Genomic DNA, 20,008 nt, shown 5'->3' on the forward strand with positions numbered 1-20,008 from the left:
GGGCCGAACGGTCGCGGGGCGTGGCTTGGCGGTAGGCCGTTCACCGGCGGGACAGGTGCCGGTGTGGCTTGATGCAGCAATTGTTGCCAGGCGGGGCCGGTCACCGACAAGACCCCCTCGCTACGACCCACCGTCGTAGCCATGGGCGGACGGCGTTGACCCGAGGAGTGGACGCCCGCAGCGCGCCGGCCCCCGCTGACCCCTCGCAGCCTGAGCAAACACTCTCCGACCACTCGCCAAATAGTCTCAAAGTGGCGCAAAACGGACACCACTATCCGTCGTCGTACACCGCATTCCCGTGTGAGCGCACTCACCACACCGGCCCCGGCAACATGACCGACCGGCCCACCGCCACCACGCTGAGTCAACACCGGGCGGCCGCCATTGAGACCGCCACCACACCCGGCAGACACGACGGCAGGCGGTTGTCCCGCGCGCTGACCAGCACGGATGCGGGACAACCGGCACTGTCCCGAAGCAACCTCCGGGGCAATGCCCGGGGCAACGTCCGGAGCAACTCCCGGGGCAACCCCAGGCCCGGCCCGGCTGCGGCCAGGACGGCAGCGTCGATGCGGTGCGGTGCGGGTCAGCCGGTGACGGTCTCGGCGTGCCGGGTGAGCGCGTCCAGGAGCGCGGTCTGCTGCTCGGTCAGCTTGCCGCCGGTGCGGGCCGTCGCCTGCTTGCGCAGCCAGGTGCCGGGGCGGAAGGCGGGGTCGTCGCCGAGGCCGGTGCGGTTGGCGGGGCCGGTGAGGGTGCCGTCGGCGGCGAGGTAGGCGAGCAGGCGGCGGTAGGAGCGGTTCCAGTCCGGCTCCAGGCGCCACAGCTCATCGAGGGCGTCGAGCTTGGCGGCCTGGTCGGGGCTGAGGTTGTCGGCCTTGCGCTGGCGGCGCATCCACGCGCCGACCGCGTAGCCGTCGAGCTTCTCGGTGGCGGGGATCGCGAGGTGGCCGTGCTGGGTGGCGAAGGCCTTGGCGTAGGCGTGGCCGCGTTCCCAGGCGTTGGCGTGCTTGGACCAGATCATGCCGAGCGCGTCCAGCTCGCTGACGCGGGCGGCGTCGAGCAGGTGCTGGCCGTTCAGGTGGCGCTGGCGGTCGAGCCAGGAGATCAGGGCCGCTTGCGCCGTCTTGTCGGTGGGGTCGAGGTGGCCGTGCTGGAGGTGGAAGGCGGCGGCGACGGCGTGCATGCGCTGCCACTCGACCGCGCGCGGGTTGAACGCGCGCAGCTTCACCGTCTGGAGGATCCGCGCCGCGTGGCGGCGGGCATCGATCCGCAGCCAGTCCACCGGCGACTCCACCGGCGCCGGCGGCTGCTCCCCCTCGTCTCCGGCTTCGCCAGCCTCGGCGGCCGCGCCGTCCTCCGAGGCCGTGGTGGTGAGCAGGGCCGGCTGGGCGCGGTGGGCGCGCAGCTCGGTGATCCGGCCGACCACCCGGGCATCATGCGCGGCCAGGGCGCGCAGGACGCGCCAGACCGTGCGGAAGGAGGAGGCCTCGATCTCGGCGTCCGCCTCGGCCTTCACCGCCTCGCCAGCGTCGTGGACCTCGGCCGGGTCCGCGGCCGCCGTGTCGTCACCGACCACCGGGGTCGGCAGGTAGACCGGGATGACGCCCCAGGACACCTTGCCCTGCCGGTAGGACTGGCGCAGCGCCCGCCCGACGGCCTGGACGATGTCGATCACGCTCGACTTGGGGTCGGCGAAGCAGACGGCGTCGACGGCGGCGACGTCGATGCCCTCGGTCAGCAGCCGGCTGTTGCAGATGATGCAGCACTGCTCGCCGTCCTCGCCGGTGGAGGCCTTGAACTCGGCGAACGCGGCCCGGCGGTCCTTGAGCCGGTCGGTGCCGGCCACGGCGAGCGCCGTCAACCGCTCGGGACGGTCCGCGTCCTTCAGCAGGGCGGCCGCCGCCGGCAGACCGTCGGCGAACTCCCGCGCCCCCGACACCCGGGAATGGAACGTGATCACCCGGCGCAGCTCCACGCCGCCACAGGCCTCGCTCGTCCAGCTCGCGACCGATCGCGAGAACGGCGTCGCGCAGGCGCAGCAGCGCGGCGCTCGTGCGGGCCGGCTCCCGGACCGGGGCGGGGTTGACCCGTCTCAACATTGTTTGACGAGTCTCAGCGAAGTTTGACCGTCCGGGCGGCCCGGCAGGTGATCTTGACGGGTGGTGGGACGCGGGCCCTGGAGAGATCCTTGACGCTGGGCTCCGGCGCTTTCGGCCCGCTCGTGACCTTCCTGGCGTCCGACGAGGCGCGTTGGATCACCGGGGACGCCACCCCGTCTCTGGCGGCATTGCGCTGACCCCACGCCGTCTTCGCCGCTGACCCGAGCCGGACGGAGTCGTCGCTCGGGCTCAGCGAGGGCTGAGGAGGCAGAACTCGTTGCCCTCCGGGTCGACCAGAATCTTCCACGAGATCGAGGACTGGTCGATGCCAGGGTCGGTGGCGCCCAGGGCGCGCAGCCGGGATTCCTCTCCCGCCAGGTCGTCATCGAGGTAGGGAGCGACATCGAGGTGGACGCGATTCCACCCGCTCTTGATATCGGGAGTGCACACGAACTCCAGGTAGGGGCCGACGCCTTGGGTGGAGCGCAGGGAGGCGTGGTCGCCGGCGACCTCGTGCACCGTCCAGTCCGTCGCCTCGCCCCAGAACCGGGCCATCGCGCGCGGGTCGGCGCAGTCAACCACCACCGCGGCGATCGGCCCGGTGTCCCGGTAGATGGGGCGGGGTTCCAGGACGCAGAACTCGTTGCCCTCCGGGTCGGCCATGACCGTCCAGGGGACATCGCCCTGGCCCACATCAGCGAGGGTCGCGCCGAGGTCCTTCAGATGCGCGACCAACTCCGCCTGGTGGGCGGCCGAGGTGGTGGCCAGGTCGATGTGCACCCGGTTCTTCACCGTCTTGGGTTCGGGGCGGGTGATGATGTCGATGCAGACGGCCGTGGGGGCGGGGTAGTCGAAGCCCACGGGTTCGAGGTTCGTCACGCCGGGTGCCTCGCTGTCGACACCCCAGCCGAGTGCCTCCGCCCAGAACCGGCCGAGCACGGAGTCGTCCTGGGCCTTCATATTGATCTGCACGAGTCTTGTTGCCATGCCGCAAATCCTAGAACCGGGCCCAGAGCCAGAAGTACGCGGTCAAACTTCGCCGAGACGCCGTCAAAGTTCGGTGAGACAACCGAGCCGCCGTCAAACTTCGCTGCGACTGGTCAAACTTCGATGAGACGGGCCACACCGGACTCCTTCGCTCTTCGTTCTCGCTGTCCCAGGTCCAGGCGCGATACGCCGTGACCTGGGGAAACGGGCTGGTACCGTCCTAGCGAACCGGACATAGCGGGCACGCTGGGACGGTGCTGGGACAGCGGTGTCCCGGGTCTGTCCCAGCCCCCGGGCGGCCAGGGGCCGGCCCGCCGCTGCCGACGGTATCCGCCCGCACCGCGGCCCGTGGGCCGTTCTGGTCGACATCACCCCGCCGCCCCGGCCCCGGCGACGAGCAGACCGCGGCGCAGCTGGCGGCCTGCGCCCGGGTGTGGGAGCAAGGCGGGCGAGGACGGGTCGGGCCGGGCGTGGGAGCGGTGCTGGAGGGCGTTCCCGCGGCTGCTGGTGGTCCTGGTCGGCACGGCGGCCGCCGGGGTGCGGTCGGCGGTGGCGGATCTGCGGCTGGCCGCCGAGGAGAACCCGGTCGTCGCCCCGCCCACCGGGTTCTCGGTGCCGTCGACGAAGCCCAACAGGTCGCGGTCGTCGAAGTAGCGGAAGCCGTGCGCGGAGTCTACGCACCGCCGGGGGTGTCCCCTTCGGGTCTGCCGTCCCCGCCGGTGGGGCGGCGGCCTGTGGGCGGGGGGTTCCCACCTGCGGTGACCATGCCTGTCTCGTAGGCGATGACGACCATCTGGGCCCGGTCATGGGCGTGGAGCTTGGCCAGCAGCCGCCGGACATGTGTCTTGACGGTCGCGATGCTCAGCCCCAGGTGCTCGGCGATCGCGAGGTTGGGCAGTCCCCGGGCCACCAGGCGGAGGACTTCCCGTTCCCGTGGGGTCACGCCCGCCAGCTCCCGGGTGAGTCGCGGGCGCGGCTCGTGGCGTCCGGCGAACTCGCGGATCAGGCGGCGGGTGACCGCGGGCGCGAGCAGGGCGTCGCCGGAGGCGACCACCCGCAGGGCTGTCAGCAGGTCGGCGGGGAGGATGTCCTTCAGGAGGAACCCGCTGGCTCCGCCGCGCAGTGCCGCGTACACGTACTCGTCCAGGTCGAACGTGGTGAGGACCAGCACGCGGGTGCCGACGGCGTCCGGATCCGCGCAGATGCGCCGGGTGGCCTCCAGGCCGTCCATGCCCGGCATCCGGATGTCCATCAGCACGACGTCGGGCCGCAGCCGCAGGGCGAGTTCGACGGCCTGCTCGCCACTGACGGCCTCGCCCGCGACGGTGAGGTCCGGCACGCTCTCGATGAGCAGGCGGAAGCCCGCCCGCAACAGCGCCTGGTCGTCGGCGATGAGAACCCGGACCGGCCGGTTCACCGTGCTGTCTCCGGTCCGCAGGGCAGCCGCGCATGCACCCGGAATCCGCCCGTCGCCAGGGGGCCGGCGGAGAGGGTCCCTCCGCACATGGCCGCCCGCTCCCGCATCCCGATGAGTCCGTGCCCGCCGCCAGGACGCCGGGACGGGATCCAGGACGGGATCCGTGACTGCGCGGCGTTGACGACCTCGATCTCGACCGCCTCGGGACCCGTCCGGGACAGGTTCACCCGGCAGTCCGCCGATCCCGCGTGCCTGACGGCATTGGTGAGGGCTTCCTGAACGATCCGGTAGACCGCCAGTTCCACACCCGGGGGGAGCGGTGGACCCGGGTCGACGGACAACTCCACGCGCGGGCCTGCGCCGTCCGCGAGCGCGGGCAGGTCCGCCAGGCCGGGGGCGGACCCCAACTCGGCTCCGTCACCGGGTGATCGCAGAACGCCGAGCATGCGGCGCATCTCGGTGAGCGCCGTCCGGCCCGCGGTCCCGACCAGTGCGAGGGTGTGCTCGGCCTCCTGCGGGTTGGTGGAGGCCACCGCACGGGCCACCTCGGCCCGTACCGCGATGACCGTCAGATGATGGGCCACCACGTCGTGGAGCTCGCGGGCGATCCGCAGGCGCTCGTCCGTCACGGCCTGCCGGGCGGCGAGTTCCGCGTACGACCGCTGCTCTCTCAGTGCGGTGCCCACCAGCCAGGGCAGGGTCATCATCAACGACGCGAAGACGACGCCCCCCGCGGCCCCGGAGACCGGGACCGGTCGCGGTACGAGGACCATGGCCGCCGCGACGGCACCCAGCGAGCAGCCGAGCGCCGTCGCGGACCGGCGCCGCGGTTCCCGCGCCGCCACCGTGTACAGGGCAGCCCCGACGGGAACCCAGGACTCCTCCCATCCGGTGAACGCCATGGCGAAGACCGCTCCGGCCAGGACCGTGTACAGAACCCGGACGGGCCATCTACGCCGTACCGCGACCGGCAGCCAGACCACCGCCGCCACGGCTCCCGCGCCCCAGCCACCGCTGCGCGTCTCGCTCGCGCCGAACGCCAGGGCGAGGAGCACGGCCGCGACCGTGTCCACGCCGTGCCACTGTCCGTCCCGCAGACGTCCGGCCACCAGCGGCCGTGACTGCCCATCGCCCATGCCGGCCACGCTATCCGAGCGGGGCCCGGGGCCTGTCAGCCCGGAGGACGTCATCTCGCAGGCTGAGTCATCCGCGCGGCCGATGCCCGTCGTACCCTCCTGGGCTGACACCGGGTTCCTCCCCGGGGGCGAAGCCGTCGGGCTCGTCGGGCGGAACAGTGGAACGCATGAATCGGAGAACACTGCTGTCCTCGTGCGCCGGACTGACCGCCGCCATGGCCCTGGGTCCGCTCGCGCCGCCGGCCGTCGCGCGCCCGGGGCAGGAGGAACCCGTGCGGTTCCGGCTGCCCGCCCCGAACGGGCCGTACCCGGTGGGTACGGTCGCGCTGCACCTGGCCGACACCACGCGGCCGGACCCCTGGGTGCCCTCCCGCCCCTGCCGTGAGCTGATGATCAGCATCTGGTACCCCGCCCGCGGCGGCGCGGCCCGCCCCACTGCTCCCTGGATGCCTCCGGCGGCGGCCGACCGGTACCTGGGCCTCCTCGGCCTGCCCGCCGGCCGGGTACGGCTGGGAGGCACCCACGGCCACGAGGGCGCTCCCGTCGGCGGCCCACCAGGCCCCCTGCCGGTCGTGCTCTACTCTCCCGGTGCCAACGCGTCACGGTCGTTCGGCACCGGCATCGTGGAAGACCTCGCCAGTCACGGCTTTCTGGTGGTCACCGTCGACCACACCCACGACGCGGCGGCGGTCGCCTTCCCCGGTGGACGCGTCGAGACGAATCCGCTGGGCGGGGTCAGCGACTACGCCAAGGCCCTCGCGGTCCGTACCGCCGACATCCGCTTCGTCCTGGACCGGCTCGCCGTCCTCCGCTCGGGCGGTCACCCCGGCGTCTGCCGCACCCCGCCGCCCACAGGCATGCGCGGGGCGCTCGACCTGCGGCGCGTCGGAATGTTCGGCCACTCCCTGGGCGGCGCCACCACCGCCGCGACGATGCTCACCGACGGGCGGATCACGGCGGGAGCGAGCCTCGACGGGGGCGCGGCGGGCCCGGTGGTGGACGCCGGCCTCGACCGTCCCTTCCTGGTCGTGGACACCCCGGGCAAGGGCAGCATGGAGAGCAACCCCGCCCTGCGTGCGTTCTGGTCTCATCTGCGCGGCTGGCGCCTGCATCTGACCGTACGGGGAGCCGCGCACCAGTCGTTCGGCGACGACGTGCTGATCCTGCCGCTGATCGCCCCTCTCCTGGGCATGTCACCGCCCGATCTGGAGGAAGAGGTCGGGACGATTCCCGGGCACCGGGCACAGGCGTTCCAACGCGCCTACCCGCGGGCCTTCTTCGACCTCCACCTCCGCGGCCAGGGGCAGCTGCTCGACGGTCCCTCCCCCGGCTTCCCCGAGGTCGACTACGCCCGGTGAACGCCTTTGGCGCCGGTCCCGGCCGGCGTCGCGGTCGCCGACCGAGGCCGCGGAACCGCTGCAGGCCTGCCAGCAGCCTGCCCGGTGTCTTGATCAGGTGATCCGGGAGCGCTGAACATTCGGGTGACGGAGGCCGGTGCTCCGGAGATACTGCGGTCACGGGGGCCTGCCGGAATTCGGGCCGCAGACTCGCAGGGGAATCACGGGGATGAGGAAGAAGCTGCGCGTGAAGGGTGCCGCGCTGGCCGTCCTGGCCGGTGTGTTGGCGGCGGCCGCCGCCATCGCGGCGGGGCAAGAGCACTGGCCGAGCACCGGGGGCGTCGTGCAGGCGAAAGACGACTACTATCCGAGCCCCGGCGGGATCGTGCAGGCCGGAGACGACTACTGGCCGCACAGCGGCGGCGTCGTGCAGGCGAAGAACAACACCTGGACGAGTGAGGCGTTCCGGCCGGACTTTGAGGCGGGCACCCTGGACCTGCGGGCCTGACGTCGTCCTGGTGGGAAGGCGATCGCGCCCGGAATGTGGTGGTGACGGAAGCCCTCGACCACCCGGGTGTCGCGGGGACCGAGTTCGGTGTACGCAATCGGGCCCGGCCAGTCGCCGTAGGCAGGGGTGGGGAAGCCGTCGCTGCTCGGCATGGCCGGGGTCCTACGTGTCGTACGCCGCCCGGAGGCCGTGGACGTGGGCCTGGTAAATGGTCCACCGGCGGCGCGGGCCCGTTGTCCGGCCGGGTTGGCCGTTGGCCGCCGGCCGGACGGCGGGTGGGCGGCGGCGGTAGCATGCGGCCATGCGGATCGCTGAACGCCTTTGGTTGGCAACGGTCTTGGGGCTTACCTGCCTTGCGGCGGCCGGGTGTTCGGGGGGAGGGTCCCCGACGGGCCCCGGCACCGGTACGGGTGCGGCCGGGGCCACTGCGGTGGCCGATGTCGAGGGCACGGAGTTCGGGTCCGGTCACATTCGGCAGATCGTCGAGTCCGTGTACGTGCCGGGCACGGCGGGGCTGCGCGGCGGCGAGGTGTTCCGCCCCGGGCAAGGGAAGCCGCTGGCCCTGTCGCCCTGCCGGGTGGAGCAGCCGAAGTCCGGGGTGCGGGTCGATGACAGGATCCGGATCGGGTCGGCGACGGTGCCCGTGCCCGCGGCGATCTACGAGCTGCGGGTCCCGGCGGAGTCGGACGGGATGTGGGCGAGCGTGTACGTGCTCACGCCCGGCGCGGACACGGCGAAGCTGCTCGCGGACCTGCTGGCGGCGGGTCAGGCGTGCGGGTCGCGCACGGTGGCGGCCGCGGACTCCTCCTCGCGGGCCTCGGCGCGGGTGGCGACCGCCGCGTGGGCCGCCATGGGCGCGGACGGCCCGGAGGTGGCCGTGATCAGCGCGTCGGTGCCCGATGCCGCCGGTGCCACGGCCCCGCCGAAGGGGCCGAACTGGACCATCGGCCCGGACGGGAGGCTCGCGCCGGACGGTGACCTGACGGCCCTCCGCCCGTCCGGTGAGGGGTTCCTGGACTACGGCGAGGCCGTGTTCTACGGCACCAAGGGCCGGATCCTGGTCGAGGTGGCCAAGGTCGGCGGGAACTACCCCCCGACGGGCTCGGCGCCCGACGTCCCGGCCGTAGAGGAGGCGTACCCGGCCGCGCAGCGGGCCCTGAAGGAACTGCTCGCCGGGTTCGCGGGCCTGCCGGACTGACCCGGGGGCCGGCGACGTCGGCGGCGCTCAGACCGGCGGGGCGGGGGCGGGCAGGGAGGCAGGGTTGACCGGAGCCGGCCCGGCCGGGGTGACGTCCTTGCGCGTCGGGCCGGGTCCTTCGGCGGAAGGTGCCTGTCGAGGCCTCCTCCTCAGCCGCCCCGACTGGCCTGGTCACCCCAGGCCGCACTGGGAGGAGAAGTTCGGCCAGTTGTGCTGGAAGGGCTTCCCCTGGCAGGGCGCGCCGACCGAGGCCCACCAGATTCTCCGCGAGGCGCAGCGGGAGGCGGACGCGACCTGCCAGAGCTGCCCGGCCCCTGGCCGCAAGCGGGTTGTATGGATCTGGGATGACTGTTGCGGCACCTGGATCATGCCCTGGGTGAAGACCTGCTGTGACAGCTGCTACTGGGTACCCCGGAACCTTCTCGACGACGGGGAGTACCGGTTCTTGTTCGAGACGTACGAGGAGCCCTCTGCCTGGCCCGCAGCGGACTGAACCACGTCAACGACCAGCCGCCTGGTCACGCTCCTCGGGGCCGCTCAGGAGGTCAGTGCTGCCGTCACGCGGGCGAGCCGGTCAGGCGGCAGGGCGAAGCCGTTGGCTGGGTTGCGGTAGGAGTAGCCGCCGTCGTTGACCTGGTGGCCGGACGCGGCCGTGGTCCAGCGCACCGGACCGCACTGGCCCTGGTCGTCCAGCAGGGCGGCCGCAAGGCGCTCGGGGTGTTCGACCGCGGTGCGGGCCCGCAGTGCTGCCGCCAGCCGCTCCACCGCCGTGGCCGGCACGGCCGCGTCCCCGAACGCGGGCAGCAGGAGCAGCAGGCGGGCGTGGGGGTCGATAGTGGAGCCGCCTTCCGGGCCATTGTCCGCCGCCGCCGTCAGCTCGGGCCACGACAGGGCTGGGCCCATGAAGTGGCCGTCGTCGCTGGCCAGCAATTCCGCGCGGTCCCAGCCCGGATGGTGCAGGAGGTAGTCGGTGCCGGCATCGTCTTCGAGGTTGCGGTAGACGATGTGCAGCCGGCAGCCCGCGTTGACCGGGACGGTGAAGACGGGCCAGTCCCGGCGCTCGAGCATCCGGTGATGGAAGTCCAGGGCCGCTTCGTAATCGGCGCCGAAGAGGAGCTTCTCCGTTTCCTCCCCCTGCGCGCAGGAATAGAGGTGCCCCGGCCAGAACAACGGGTCTTCGAGCAGCTCAGGGCGATGGGCGAGGCGGCCGCTCTCGTAGCCTGGGATCCGATCCGGAGGAACGTTCGTCACGCCGACCATCATGCAACTCACCACCGACACCCCCGTCGAGGCCGGCTGCCAACCCCAACTCGTGCCTGCCCAGGACGCTGGCACCGCCACCTCGACCGCCAGCGCCGCGCTGCTCGCCTTGGCCTACCCGCCCGACACCTCCCACCCCGGATGGCTCGTCTCCGGGCTGGACACCGCGACCGGCGACATCGTCTTCCGCTTCGACACCGGCACCACCGAGTGGGACAACCTCACCGCCGAACGAGGCCTCCGCCGTCACGGCTACGTCTCCTTGGCCGGCCTCCTCCACGAAGGGTGGACCCCACTGCCCGACACCGGACACAGCACCCACCTCCTGCCCGCCGTGCCGCCCGGTGACCACGACCGCTGGTCAGCCGGTGACGGTCTCGGTGTGCTGGTGCAGGGCGTCCAGGAGCGCGCTCCGGTGGTCGGTCGGCTTGCCGTCGGTATGGGCCCCCGCCTGCTTGCGCGGCCGGGTGCCGGGCCGGAACGTGGGGTCGTCGCCGGGCCCGGTGCGGTCGGCGATGCCGATGGGGTGCCGCCGGCGGCGAGGTAGGCGAGCAGGCGGCGCTCGGAGCGGTTCCGGTCCGGCTCCAGGCGCCACAGCTCGTCCGGGGCGTCGAGCTTGGCGGTGGGCGGTATCGCCGGGAACCGGCCGGACGGCGGCGGGGATGGCAGCCCAGGCGCAGCGCTGCGCGCAGGTCGCGGCAGCGGGAGCAGTCCGGTGGCGGGATGGTGTGTCCAGCGGCTTCGGTGGCAGGGACGAACGACCGGGCCGGCCCCGGCAGGACGGCGGGCGACCACGGTCACCGGTCAGGGATCTTCCTGGACGCCGCCGTGTTGCCCGTGATCCATGAAAGGCCCGACACCGGCAATTGCGGTGGCTGAGCACGGGCGACCGCCTCGGCCCGCACGCCTGCGGCCGGGCTCAGGGCCGTCAGCGTCACCGGCTGGTCGCGGCGCCGGCCGAGCAGAGCCCGCAGGGCGCCACCTGCCCCGGGGAGAAAATTCCTCTCACCGGACCGATGAGTTCGGATGGTGGCGGCGGTCAGATCCGAGAAAGCAACGACAGCTGCCCGGGGAGACCTGAAATGTCCAGCACCGCCACCGCCGTGAAGTCCAGCCAGGCCGTCGTCCGGACGGTCTGGACGCTGCGGATCCTGCTCGCGCTCTTCTTCGCCCTGGCCAGCGCGCTGCCCAAGCTGCTCGCGCTCCCCGCCGCCACGACCGTCTTCGACGCCATCGGCTGGGGCCATTGGTTCATGTACCTGACCGGGCTGGTGGAGCTCGCCGGGGCAATCGGTCTACTGGTCGGACGGCTGGCCGGGCCGGCCGCGACGGCGCTCATCGTCTTTCTGGTGTTCGCGTTCGTCACCCAGCTCGCCGCAATGCACGGGGAGAACGCCGGGACCCCGTTCCTCTTCATGGTGCCGCTGGCCGTCATCGCCTGGAACCGACGCGCCGAGACGGCCGAGCTGCTCGGCCTCCGTCGTTAGACCGGGACCTGAAGGACGCCCGGTGTGCCCTGTCAGCCGTCGAATCGAGACCAGGGGATGTGCAGGTCGCCAAGCGGGCCCAGCGCGCTGCGGTGACAGGCCCCGATCCAGACGTCGACCTCGTCCTCGTTGTGCCAGTCCGGCGAGATGTGGGCAACGACGCCGGGTCCCACGAGAAAGTCAGTGGGGACAATGGGCGCGAGGAACGGCCGCAGCGGCACGCGACGCAGGCAAGCCTCCAGCTTCGGGATCAACTGCGTGGGGAAGTTGCGGGGGAAAGCCTTGTACGGGGCCGTCATCGCGGCCTCGTAGAGGGAGAACTGCAGGAGGAATCCGCTGAGCGGCTCCTGCTCGGGTACCGGCTGGGTGTCCTCGGTGAGCCAGACGATCGGATCCGTGTCCTCACCATCGAGCTCCCAGGGAATCGACCAGTCCCAACCCCCGTGGTTCTCGTCGGCGAAGAAGAGCCGCTCGCCCCGGTTGTCGGTCGACAACCTTGTGACCGACCTGATCCGGTTCTGGCCGCCCCGGATGGCCGGGCGTTCGCCGGCCAAGCGGTAGAAGCGGGCAAGCGCCAAGGGAAGCGATTTGGGTATCTCAGTGAAGGGAGGCTGCCGTTCAGTGACGGGGTGCCAGCCGGTTACGAAGAGCTCCAAGGCAAGGCCAGGGTCCGTCTTCACATGGTCGAGCCATCCGATGCCAGGCAGGGCCGGTGGGACAGCCGGAGGCCGCACCTTGGTGAGGACCTCGCGGCTCAATGGCGGGGCGATCCGCAGGCGGCAGCGGATGAGTTCGTCACTGGTGTATTCGCACATGCCGACCTGGACGACACCGAGGTACAGGCAAGCGTCGTCAAGTCGCACAGCAAGGTGGAGCGGTAGTCCCGTCTGATCGCTCACTGCAGTGAAAGGCAGCGGCTTCACGAGCCGCGAGTAGACAGGCGCAGGAACAGGGCCAATCAGGCGGAACTCCTGGTCGTTCCACACCCCGCCGTCCGCGGGATCCGGGAACGGATCAGCAATGATCACCATCGCTGCCGATCCGAGTGCCACCAAGGCGCCAGCTACCGGAAACACGTGAACGTCGGGACCGGCGAGATCGATCACAGCACTCACATCGACCATGTTCAGGCGTGTCAGCGGCATCCGACGAGTCTATCCGGGATAGATCACAGCCCCGCCGCTGCAGTGAGTTTGCCCACTCGTACCCCTCTCCTGCCAGGGGAGTGCCGACGCCCTGGGCGGGAAACGATCACGTACAGCCTGGGAAAAAGCCTCACTCGGCGCCTACATAGGCCCTGATCAGGGAGTTTCGTCGGCGCCCCTTCGGTCTCTGCCTGCGGTACCAGAGCCTGCCGCTCGACCCTGGCCACCTTCTCCTCCGCGGCGGCGTTGAACACTGCCACGACGAACCGTCGCACCTCGGCCTCCTCCGTCTCCTCCAGAGAGACCGACACGATGTGTTGATTGAGAGCCACCCTGGCTGAGGGGTGCGACACGCCGCGTTCGGAGCAATGTCGTCGACTGCTCCGGTTGGCCGCGACACGCTGTGGCCCTTGATCACGGTCATGTCAGGAGGCCAGGGTGGCTTTGCCACGCGAGTTGCTGTTCGAAAAGATCCGGCGGGACCGACGTCAGGACCCGATGGTCTCGGGCCGGCAGCTGGCCCTGCGCTACAAGGTCAGCCGGAACACGGTGGCGGAGGCGCTTCGCTCGCCCGTGCCGAGGACGCGCAAGAAGCCGGAGCCGCGCACGTCGGTGCTGGAACCGGTGAAGGGTCCGTATCGACGAGATGCTGTGGGCGTGAGCCCATGTTTTCGTCAGCTCCCAGGCGCGCTCGGTATGGTCTTGGCACATGAGCGTTGACGTTGAGATCGTTCGCGAGACGAATGACGAGTTGGTGGACGCCTTTGCGCGCCTACTCCCGCAGTTGTCAACAGCGGCCAAGCCGCTGGACCACGGCACGGTGGCCCGGATGGTGACCTGCAACTCGAACACGCTGCTGGTCGCCCGGCTCGATGGGGTGATCGTCGGCACGCTGACGTTGGTCATGTCACCGCTGCCGTCCGGCTTGCGGGCGCGCATCGAGGATGTGGTCGTCGATGCGGCCGCACGTGGGCACGGGGTCGGCGCAGCCCTGACAGATGAGGCTGTCCGACTGGCGAAGGATGCTGGTGCTCGAACGGTTGACCTGACGTCCCGCGCATCACGACAGGCCGCGAATCGGCTCTACGAGCGGGCAGGGTTCCAGGCCAGGGATTCGAAGGTCTACCGGTTCACAATCGCCTAAGAACTCCTAACGAAATGATCTCCGAGGGGGCGGTTCCGGGTGTTGTCAGGCAGCATGGGAGTGATGAACTCGGAAGAGCCGGTGCCTCGGGAGTTGAAGGCCCTCGATACGGTCTCGCTGGTCAGGCTTGAGGAACGGGCATGTGGGCTCCGGCTCAACCAGCGATTGGACCCGGCATGGGTGCAGGCGAATGCTGCGCCCGATGGGATTCACTACCTGTGGCCGGCCGTTTGGAACAGCCTGCCTCACCGCCCCGGCGTTCCACGTCAGTTGCGCTGCGAACTGCTTATCGCGCTTCATGCGGGAGACCGCGTGATGAGCCTGTTGGACGTCCTTCCTGGTGACTTCGCTCCTCTTCCGAGAGTCACCTCACAGGACGAGGGCATGAAGGTCAGCCAGCTCCTGGACAGCTCCCCGAGCGTCAGGGAATGGCTACTGGGCAGGAGCCTCCCGGGCCGGCCGTGAGAAGCGGCGCCAGCAGATGAGCGCACACCCCAGGCTCAGCCTTCCTCTTCGGCCTTCAGCTCGGCGGCGCGTTCCTGACGCTGCTTCTCCACGACGAAGCCCCAGGCTTCCGTCGGCGGCCTGTCGGGCCGCTCCGGCGTCCTTGCCGGCCGCGGTCACGGAGGCGTAGGCGTCGGTGGCGGCCTCACGGGCCACCATGGAGGACCAGCGCGCCTGGTTGGCGGACACCCGGGCGCGGGCCGCGGAGGCCGTGGCCTTGCCAGCGTCGCGTGCCGCGGCCTGGGACGCAGTGCGGGCGGCGGAGGCGGAAGCAGCGGCACGGCCGGCGGAGGCTTCGGCGTCCTTCGCGGACTCGTAGCGTCCGACGGCGACTTCACCATCGCCCCCGGCCCGGACGCCGTTCGCACCCCCGGCACCGCCGTGTACGTGGTCTCCGGCCAGGGCCAGCGGGCCCTGCCGCTGGGCGATGTGTTCCACTCCGTTGTCCGGTTCGAGGGGCCGGACCGGCAGGTGATCTGGGACGTCGACCCGGCCGCCGCTCGCGCGGCGCGCAGCCGCATCGCCGACCGGGCCGGCGCCTCCGGGGACCTCCTGGTCGCCGCCCACCTGCCCGGCACGTGCTTCGGACGCGTCATCACCGGCGGCGGGCCCCGCCGCTTCACCGCCGTCTGACCGCCGCCGAGGGGCCCGGGCCGGTGCCGCGAGGGGGCTGGCCGGGATTCGAGCGGTGCCGTTGCGGTGGCCCGGCCCTCGGGGCGCGTGTGCTCCGGTTCCGCCCCGGCGGTCGGCGGGGGCGCCGCGTGGCGGAGGAGCCGACGGTCCGCTTCCGGGACGCCGAGCTGGACCGTTCGACAGGACTGTGACGGCGGGCCTCCCCGGCCGACCCTCACACCGGCGGCGTGCGGGCCGGATCCGGTCGGGTCGGACGACCGTACGCATGCGGGCGAACCGGGCGCCGCAACGTCCCGCCGGGGGTACGGCCGCGGGCGGGGCCGGGAACGGATTACCGGCCAATGTCCCGGCCGTCCGGCTCGGCGGCGCCCGCCGCGACCTAGACTCGGCCCACGGGGCGGCGCGAAGGCTGGGGGTCGCAGCGATCCGAGCCGCTCGCCCACGAGGGACCGCGCACGTCCGCGGCATCCGCTCGGGACTGCCGGTCGCGGCCTTGGCCCGGTACGCCCGCCCTGTCGGGGTTCGCCCTCGTACGCCCAGTCCAACTCGCTCCAAAACGTGCCGAATTGACGATGCGTCACCATCATCATTTCGAGAACCGGGAGACCTCCATGTCCGAACAGCTGCAGGACGCCCTCGCGCTCGACGACCTCGACCTGGGCGAGCTGACCGTCACCGCGCTGCGTGACAGCATCGCGCTGCCGGAGGGCGGCGCCTCCAGCAGCCCCGCCTCCAGCTCCTGCAACTCCTCCTCCAACACCAGCATCGTCCACCCGCCGGCGACCAGCGTCATCCACCCGTCGGCGTCGGCCGTCTGAGGATCGCGCGACTGAACCACCGAACCACCCACGGGACCCGGCGCGTTCCGGTGCGGACGCGCCGGGTTCCTCCCTCGTCCGCCCGCCCATCGGAGGTCCTCCGCCGTGCCCAACCGCGCCCCGGCCCCGGCCGCATCGGCACCCGCGCCACCGGTCACCGCGGCCTACGCGCTGGTGCGCGCCACGGTGCTGACCCGGGCCGCGCAGTCCGCCCCGTCCGGCCTCGTGCGGGACCTGCTGGCCCGGCTCACCGCCGTGGAGGCCGCCGACGCCGCTCTGCGGCCCGCCCTCGGCGACGATCTGTACGCCAGCCGGGCCGAGCACGGCGAGGAGTTCCACCGGCGGGTCGTGCTCCCGCTGCGCCGGGCCCTGCACGGCGGCCGTGCGCCGCGCCCCGCGCAGCTCGACCGGCTCGCGGACCTGCCCGTGCGGGTCCCCCGGCTCGCGCACTGGCTGGAGCTGAGGCGGCGACACGCCCTGCTGCTGGCCGAGCTCACGGCGGCGGTGGCGCCGGCGCTGGCGGCCGAACGGGCCGCGCTGGCCAAGGTGTGTCGCGAGCCCGCGTTCCGGCGCGCCGTCGCCCTGGGCAGCGCCGACCTGCTGCGTGCGGTGGTCAACGCCTCGGCGGCGAACCCGGAACGGGGCGGCAGGGCACACAAGGAGGAGGCCGCCGTACTGCGCCACGCGCTGCGGGCGACCGGCAAGACGAGCCCGCTGTCCTGGTTCACGGCGGTCGGCTGGGCCTCGGACGAGCTGCGCGGGAACGGGACGCAGACCGCCCCGCGCGTGGTCGTCCGGGAGAACCGGGCCCTCGTCGCAGCGCTGGTCGACGCCCTGCTCGACGAACCCCGGCGCAGCCGGAGCCTGCCGCACCGGATGACCAGCGCCGCCCGCGTCGACGCCGGGCGGCCCACTACCGGCGCACGCGGGTGGTGCGGCCGGCGACCTTCCGAACATGACTGGTCGCTTGAGCGCCCCGCGCTCGGTGCCGCCCGGACATCGGGATAATGATCTTGATTGATCGGTGGTGCTGAGCGAGGAGCGGGCGGGGTGCGGATCAAGGTTCTGGGGCCGCTGCAGGTCGTACGGGGTGGGGACAGGACGGCCTTCGAGATCGGCGGGGCCCGGCTCCGGCTGCTGCTGGTCCGGCTGGCGCTCGACCCCGGGCGCGTGGTCACCCGGGAGCGTCTGGTGGACGACCTCTGGGAGGACACCCCGCCGGAGGAACCGGCCGGCGCCCTGCAGTCCCTGGTCTCCCGGCTCCGCCGGGCTTTGGGCACCGACCGCCCCGTCATCGGCTCGCACCCTGCCGGGTACCTGCTCGACCTGCCCCGGGCAAGCGTGGACGCCTGGGACTTCGAGCGTCGGGCGGCGGCGGGGCGGGCGGCGCTGGCGGCGGGCGGGTTCACCGAGGCGGTCGCGCTGCTGGGCGGGGCGCTGGAACTATGGCGCGGGGCACCGTTCGCGGACGCCGGGGGCGCCGGATTCACCGCCGCGCCGGCGGCCCGGCTGGCGGAGCTGCGGCTGTCGGCTGTCGAGGACTGGGCCGACGCCCTGCTCGCCCTCGGCGAGGCCGGCACTCTGCCGCGGCTGGTTGCCGAACTCACCGGACTGTGCGTCACCCACCCGCTGCGCGAGCGGGCCGCCGTCCGACTGATGCGCGCGCTCCACGCGGACGGGCAGCAGGCGGCGGCGCTGGAGGTGTTCGATCGGACCCGGCGGGCGCTGGCCGAGGAACTGGGCGCCGACCCGTGCGCCGAACTGCGGGACGTCCACCTGTGGGTGTTGTCCGGCGCGCAGTCGCCGACGCCGGCTCCGGCCCCGGTTCCGGGCGGGTTCCCGGCCGGGCGGGCAGCGCTGCCCACCTGGCTCACCGCTCTGGTCGGCCGCGACGAGGCCCTGACGGTGGTCCAGGAGCGTCTGCGTCGCTCCCGTCTGGTGACGCTGACCGGGCCGGGCGGCGTCGGCAAGACCCGGCTGGCGGTCGCGCTCGCGGCGGCCGCGCCGCCCGCGACGGACGTGCGGCTCGCCGAGCTCGCGGGTGCCGACGGCCCGGACACGGCGGCCCGGGTCGTGCTGGCCGCCGTCTGCCGCCCGGCGGAGGCCGGGGCGCTGGCGGGCGGCCTGCCCGCCGGCGATCAGTCCGGGGACCCCGTCGAGCGGATCGTCCGAGCCCTGGAGGGACGTGACGTCCTGCTCGTCCTGGACAACTGCGAGCACCTGATCGAGGACGCGGCCCTGCTGGCGCACCGCCTGCTGGCCGCCGCACCCCGGCTCACCGTGCTGGCCACCAGCCGCGAACCGCTCGGCGTCCCCGGCGAGGAGCTCTGGCCTGTGACGCCGCTCGCCGTACCGGCGCCCGGCGCCACCGTGCAGGAGGCGCTCGCGCACCCGGCCGTCGCCCTGTTCGCCGAGCGGGCCGCCGCGGCCCGTCCCGGATTCGCGTTGGACCACGACACCGTCGAGCCGGTCGTCCGGATCTGCCGGGAACTGGACGGCCTGCCGCTGGCCCTCGAACTGGCGGCGGCCCGGCTGCGGGCCCTGAGCCCCGGCCAGGTCGCGGCCCGGCTGCACGACCGGCTCCGACTGCTCGACCGGGGCCCCCGCACCGGCCCCGACCGCCACCGCACGCTGCGCGCCGTCGTCGCCTGGAGCTGGGAGCTGCTCGACGAGGACGAGCGAGTGCTGCTGCGACGGCTCTCGGTGTTCGCCGGCGGGATGACCCTCTCCGACGCGCACCTGGTCTGCGCGGGCGACTGGCCGGACGGGCCGACGCCCGACCCGGTGACCGTCGAGGACCTGCTGACCTCCCTGGTCGACAAGTCCCTGGTCGACACGCCCCTGCTCGCATCCGCCGGCCGGGAGCCCGGGGCGGTGCGGTACCGGCTGCTGGAGACGGTTCGCGCGTACGCCGCGGAACGGCTCGTCGAAGCCGGCGAGGACGGCCGAACCGGTGCCGCCCACCTGCGCTGTTTCGTCGGGCTCGCCGAGAACGCCGAACCCCTGCTGCGGACGGACGGCCAGATCGGCTGGCTGGCCCGGCTGGACGCGGAGCAGGGCAACCTGAACGCGGCACTGGGCCGGGCGGTCGCCGTCGGCCCGCCGGAGCACGCGCTGCGACTGGCGGCCGCCCGGGCCTGGCCCTGGCTGATGCGCGGCCAGGGCCGTGAGGCCGGTGAGCGGACGGCGGCCGTTCTCGCCGCCCACGGCTTCACTCCGCCGCCCGGTCTGGAGCAGGCGCACGCCCGGTGCGTGATCCTGGCCCAGCTCACCTCCCCACTCCGGGAGACCGGTGACGCCGCGATCCCGCCCGAGGCGATGGGCACGGCACTGGTCACGGCACAGCAGGCCGATCACCCGGTCGCCCTGGCCGCCGCGCTGCTGCTCGCCATGGCGGGGCCGCCGGACGCGGTGGGTACGACGGCGCAGCAGTACGCCGAGCACCCCGATCGATGGATGCGGGCCGCCGCCCGTCTGGTGCTCGGCCGGGTCGAGTTGAGCGCGGGCCGGATCGGGCACGCCGAGCACTTCCTGCGGACCTCGGTCGACGGCTTCCGCGCCGTGGGCGACCGCTGGGGGCTGGCCCTGGCGCTGGTCACGCTCGCCGCACTGCTGTCCGTCACCGGCGCCGCCGAGGAGGCCCTCGCGGCGCTGACGGAGGCCGGTGAACGGGACGCCGAGATGGGCGGCTCCGGCGAGGCGCCGCTGTCGCTGCTGCTGTCGGGCCGGCTGCGGGCACGCTGCGGCGAACCGGCCGCGGCCCGGGCCGACCTGGAGCGCGCGCTGGCCACCGCCGAACACGCCAGGGACCCGCAACAGCAGGCCGCCGCCCACTACGCGCTCGGCGAACTCGCGCGGCGCGAGGGGGACTTGGAGGCGGCGCTGCGCGGCCAGCATGAGGTGCTGCGGCGGCTGGAGCAGCTGCCCGCGACCGGGCCCGGCGCCCCGGCGCGGCTGCACCTGCTGGCCCTGCTGCATACCGGTCTGGCCCGCACCCAGCAGCGGCGCGGCGCGCCTGACGCGGCCGGCCCGCTGCACCGCCGTGCCCTGCAACTGGCCGCGGACAGCGGCGACCAGCCGGTGCGGGCGGACGTCCTGGAGGGGTTCGCCGAGTACTGCCTCGCGCGCGGCGAGGCAGCGCGCGGTGCGGCGGCGCTGGGCGCGGCATACGGCCTGCGCGGGGCCCACGACGTGGGCGACCCGGAACTGCGGGCCGTCCTGGAGGGCTGCTCCGAGGCCCTCGGGGAGGCCGGCTTCCGGGCCGCCTGGGAGCGTGGCAGGGCGCTGTCGCAGCCGGAGTCGCTGGCCCTGGAGGCGGGCTGACCAGCCCTTCGG

General features: G+C 72.9%; 18 protein-coding genes. 11 read left to right on the plus strand and 7 right to left on the minus strand.

Annotation, left to right across the window (positions count from 1 at the left end; all coding sequences use genetic code 11):
• Positions 1-586: 586 nt before the first annotated feature.
• The 5 genes from ACGF13_RS34975 to ACGF13_RS34995 all read right to left on the minus strand — a co-directional run bounded on the left by ACGF13_RS34975 (position 587) and on the right by ACGF13_RS34995 (position 5,639).
• Positions 587-1,960, minus strand: a complete 1,374-nt coding sequence (locus tag ACGF13_RS34975) for a Helicase associated domain protein (protein WP_392883184.1) — start codon at positions 1,958-1,960, stop codon at positions 587-589.
• 388 nt (positions 1,961-2,348) lie between these two features.
• Complete coding sequence (locus ACGF13_RS34980) at positions 2,349-3,086, minus strand: VOC family protein (RefSeq protein WP_392883186.1); 738 nt, start codon at positions 3,084-3,086, stop codon at positions 2,349-2,351.
• Positions 3,087-3,454: 368 nt separating this feature from the next.
• Positions 3,455-3,718 (minus strand): hypothetical protein, encoded by a 264-nt coding sequence (locus ACGF13_RS34985; protein ID WP_392883187.1) that lies wholly within the window; start codon positions 3,716-3,718, stop codon positions 3,455-3,457.
• Positions 3,719-3,759: 41 nt separating this feature from the next.
• Complete coding sequence (locus tag ACGF13_RS34990) at positions 3,760-4,503, minus strand: response regulator (protein WP_392883188.1); 744 nt, start codon at positions 4,501-4,503, stop codon at positions 3,760-3,762.
• Entirely contained in the window at positions 4,500-5,639 is a 1,140-nt protein-coding gene (locus ACGF13_RS34995) for a sensor histidine kinase (protein ID WP_392883189.1), read from the minus strand. Before ACGF13_RS34995 ends, ACGF13_RS34990 begins: the two co-directional genes overlap by 4 nt.
• A 167-nt stretch (positions 5,640-5,806) precedes the next feature.
• Between ACGF13_RS34995 and ACGF13_RS35000 the strand changes: the two genes are divergently transcribed.
• From ACGF13_RS35000 to ACGF13_RS35010, 3 genes are all read left to right on the plus strand, one after another.
• Positions 5,807-6,997, plus strand: a complete 1,191-nt coding sequence (locus tag ACGF13_RS35000) for an alpha/beta hydrolase family protein (protein ID WP_392883190.1) — start codon at positions 5,807-5,809, stop codon at positions 6,995-6,997.
• 208 nt (positions 6,998-7,205) lie between these two features.
• A complete protein-coding gene (locus ACGF13_RS35005) occupies positions 7,206-7,484 on the plus strand; it encodes a hypothetical protein (protein WP_392883192.1) in 279 nt (92 codons plus the stop codon).
• Positions 7,485-7,914: 430 nt separating this feature from the next.
• Entirely contained in the window at positions 7,915-8,682 is a 768-nt protein-coding gene (locus ACGF13_RS35010) for a hypothetical protein (RefSeq protein ID WP_392883194.1), read from the plus strand.
• Between the two features lie 537 nt (positions 8,683-9,219).
• Here the strand turns inward: ACGF13_RS35010 and ACGF13_RS35015 are convergent.
• Positions 9,220-9,945 carry a hypothetical protein gene (locus ACGF13_RS35015; RefSeq protein ID WP_392883195.1) on the minus strand — a complete coding sequence of 242 codons (726 nt, stop codon included), beginning with the start codon at positions 9,943-9,945 and terminating at the stop codon, positions 9,220-9,222.
• Here ACGF13_RS35015 and ACGF13_RS35020 point away from each other — a divergent pair.
• Both ACGF13_RS35020 and ACGF13_RS35025 read left to right on the plus strand, forming a co-directional pair.
• Positions 9,944-10,489 carry a hypothetical protein gene (locus ACGF13_RS35020; protein WP_392883196.1) on the plus strand — a complete coding sequence of 182 codons (546 nt, stop codon included), beginning with the start codon at positions 9,944-9,946 and terminating at the stop codon, positions 10,487-10,489. The two genes, ACGF13_RS35015 and ACGF13_RS35020, sit on opposite strands and share 2 nt — an antisense overlap.
• Positions 10,490-11,024: 535 nt before the next feature.
• Positions 11,025-11,429: a DoxX family protein gene (locus ACGF13_RS35025; RefSeq protein WP_392883197.1), complete on the plus strand. Its 405-nt coding sequence runs from the start codon at positions 11,025-11,027 to the stop codon at positions 11,427-11,429.
• Positions 11,430-11,461: 32 nt separating this feature from the next.
• On the opposite strand, the gene ACGF13_RS35030 is transcribed toward ACGF13_RS35025, so the two are convergent.
• A complete protein-coding gene (locus ACGF13_RS35030) occupies positions 11,462-12,574 on the minus strand; it encodes a hypothetical protein (RefSeq protein WP_392883198.1) in 1,113 nt (370 codons plus the stop codon).
• Positions 12,575-13,012: 438 nt separating this feature from the next.
• Between ACGF13_RS35030 and ACGF13_RS35035 the strand changes: the two genes are divergently transcribed.
• From ACGF13_RS35035 to ACGF13_RS35060, 6 genes are all read left to right on the plus strand, one after another.
• Positions 13,013-13,294 (plus strand): hypothetical protein, encoded by a 282-nt coding sequence (locus tag ACGF13_RS35035; protein WP_392883200.1) that lies wholly within the window; start codon positions 13,013-13,015, stop codon positions 13,292-13,294.
• Positions 13,284-13,718 carry a GNAT family N-acetyltransferase gene (locus ACGF13_RS35040; RefSeq protein WP_392883202.1) on the plus strand — a complete coding sequence of 145 codons (435 nt, stop codon included), beginning with the start codon at positions 13,284-13,286 and terminating at the stop codon, positions 13,716-13,718. The genes ACGF13_RS35035 and ACGF13_RS35040 overlap by 11 nt, the downstream gene beginning before the upstream one ends.
• A gap of 885 nt (positions 13,719-14,603) precedes the next feature.
• A complete protein-coding gene (locus ACGF13_RS35045; RefSeq protein WP_392883204.1) occupies positions 14,604-14,855 on the plus strand; it encodes a hypothetical protein in 252 nt (83 codons plus the stop codon).
• Positions 14,856-15,466: 611 nt separating this feature from the next.
• On the plus strand, positions 15,467-15,673 hold the full coding sequence (locus ACGF13_RS35050) for a thiazolylpeptide-type bacteriocin (RefSeq protein ID WP_392883206.1): 207 nt from the start codon (positions 15,467-15,469) through the stop codon (positions 15,671-15,673).
• 105 nt (positions 15,674-15,778) lie between these two features.
• Complete coding sequence (locus tag ACGF13_RS35055; protein WP_392883208.1) at positions 15,779-16,681, plus strand: lantibiotic dehydratase; 903 nt, start codon at positions 15,779-15,781, stop codon at positions 16,679-16,681.
• Between the two features lie 42 nt (positions 16,682-16,723).
• Positions 16,724-19,996, plus strand: coding sequence for a BTAD domain-containing putative transcriptional regulator (locus tag ACGF13_RS35060; protein WP_392883210.1), 3,273 nt, complete (start codon positions 16,724-16,726; stop codon positions 19,994-19,996).
• The last annotated feature ends 12 nt before the right edge of the window (positions 19,997-20,008 follow it).

This window comes from Kitasatospora sp. NPDC048286 (assembly GCF_043201735.1).
Lineage (GTDB): Bacteria > Actinomycetota > Actinomycetes > Streptomycetales > Streptomycetaceae > Kitasatospora.

What these genes read in the sequence shown, in the direction of transcription:
- ACGF13_RS34980 (WP_392883186.1), bottom strand. Translation starts at nt 3,086, where the DNA reads ATGGCAACAAGACTCGTGCAGATCAATATGAAGGCCCAGGACGACTCC.
- ACGF13_RS34995 (WP_392883189.1), bottom strand. Translation starts at nt 5,639, where the DNA reads ATGGGCGATGGGCAGTCACGGCCGCTGGTGGCCGGACGTCTGCGGGAC.
- ACGF13_RS35000 (WP_392883190.1), top strand. Translation starts at nt 5,807, where the DNA reads ATGAATCGGAGAACACTGCTGTCCTCGTGCGCCGGACTGACCGCCGCC.
- ACGF13_RS35005 (WP_392883192.1), top strand. Translation starts at nt 7,206, where the DNA reads ATGAGGAAGAAGCTGCGCGTGAAGGGTGCCGCGCTGGCCGTCCTGGCC.
- ACGF13_RS35020 (WP_392883196.1), top strand. Translation starts at nt 9,944, where the DNA reads ATGCAACTCACCACCGACACCCCCGTCGAGGCCGGCTGCCAACCCCAA.
- ACGF13_RS35015 (WP_392883195.1), bottom strand. Translation starts at nt 9,945, where the DNA reads ATGATGGTCGGCGTGACGAACGTTCCTCCGGATCGGATCCCAGGCTAC.
- ACGF13_RS35025 (WP_392883197.1), top strand. Translation starts at nt 11,025, where the DNA reads ATGTCCAGCACCGCCACCGCCGTGAAGTCCAGCCAGGCCGTCGTCCGG.
- ACGF13_RS35030 (WP_392883198.1), bottom strand. Translation starts at nt 12,574, where the DNA reads ATGCCGCTGACACGCCTGAACATGGTCGATGTGAGTGCTGTGATCGAT.
- ACGF13_RS35040 (WP_392883202.1), top strand. Translation starts at nt 13,284, where the DNA reads ATGAGCGTTGACGTTGAGATCGTTCGCGAGACGAATGACGAGTTGGTG.
- ACGF13_RS35050 (WP_392883206.1), top strand. Translation starts at nt 15,467, where the DNA reads ATGTCCGAACAGCTGCAGGACGCCCTCGCGCTCGACGACCTCGACCTG.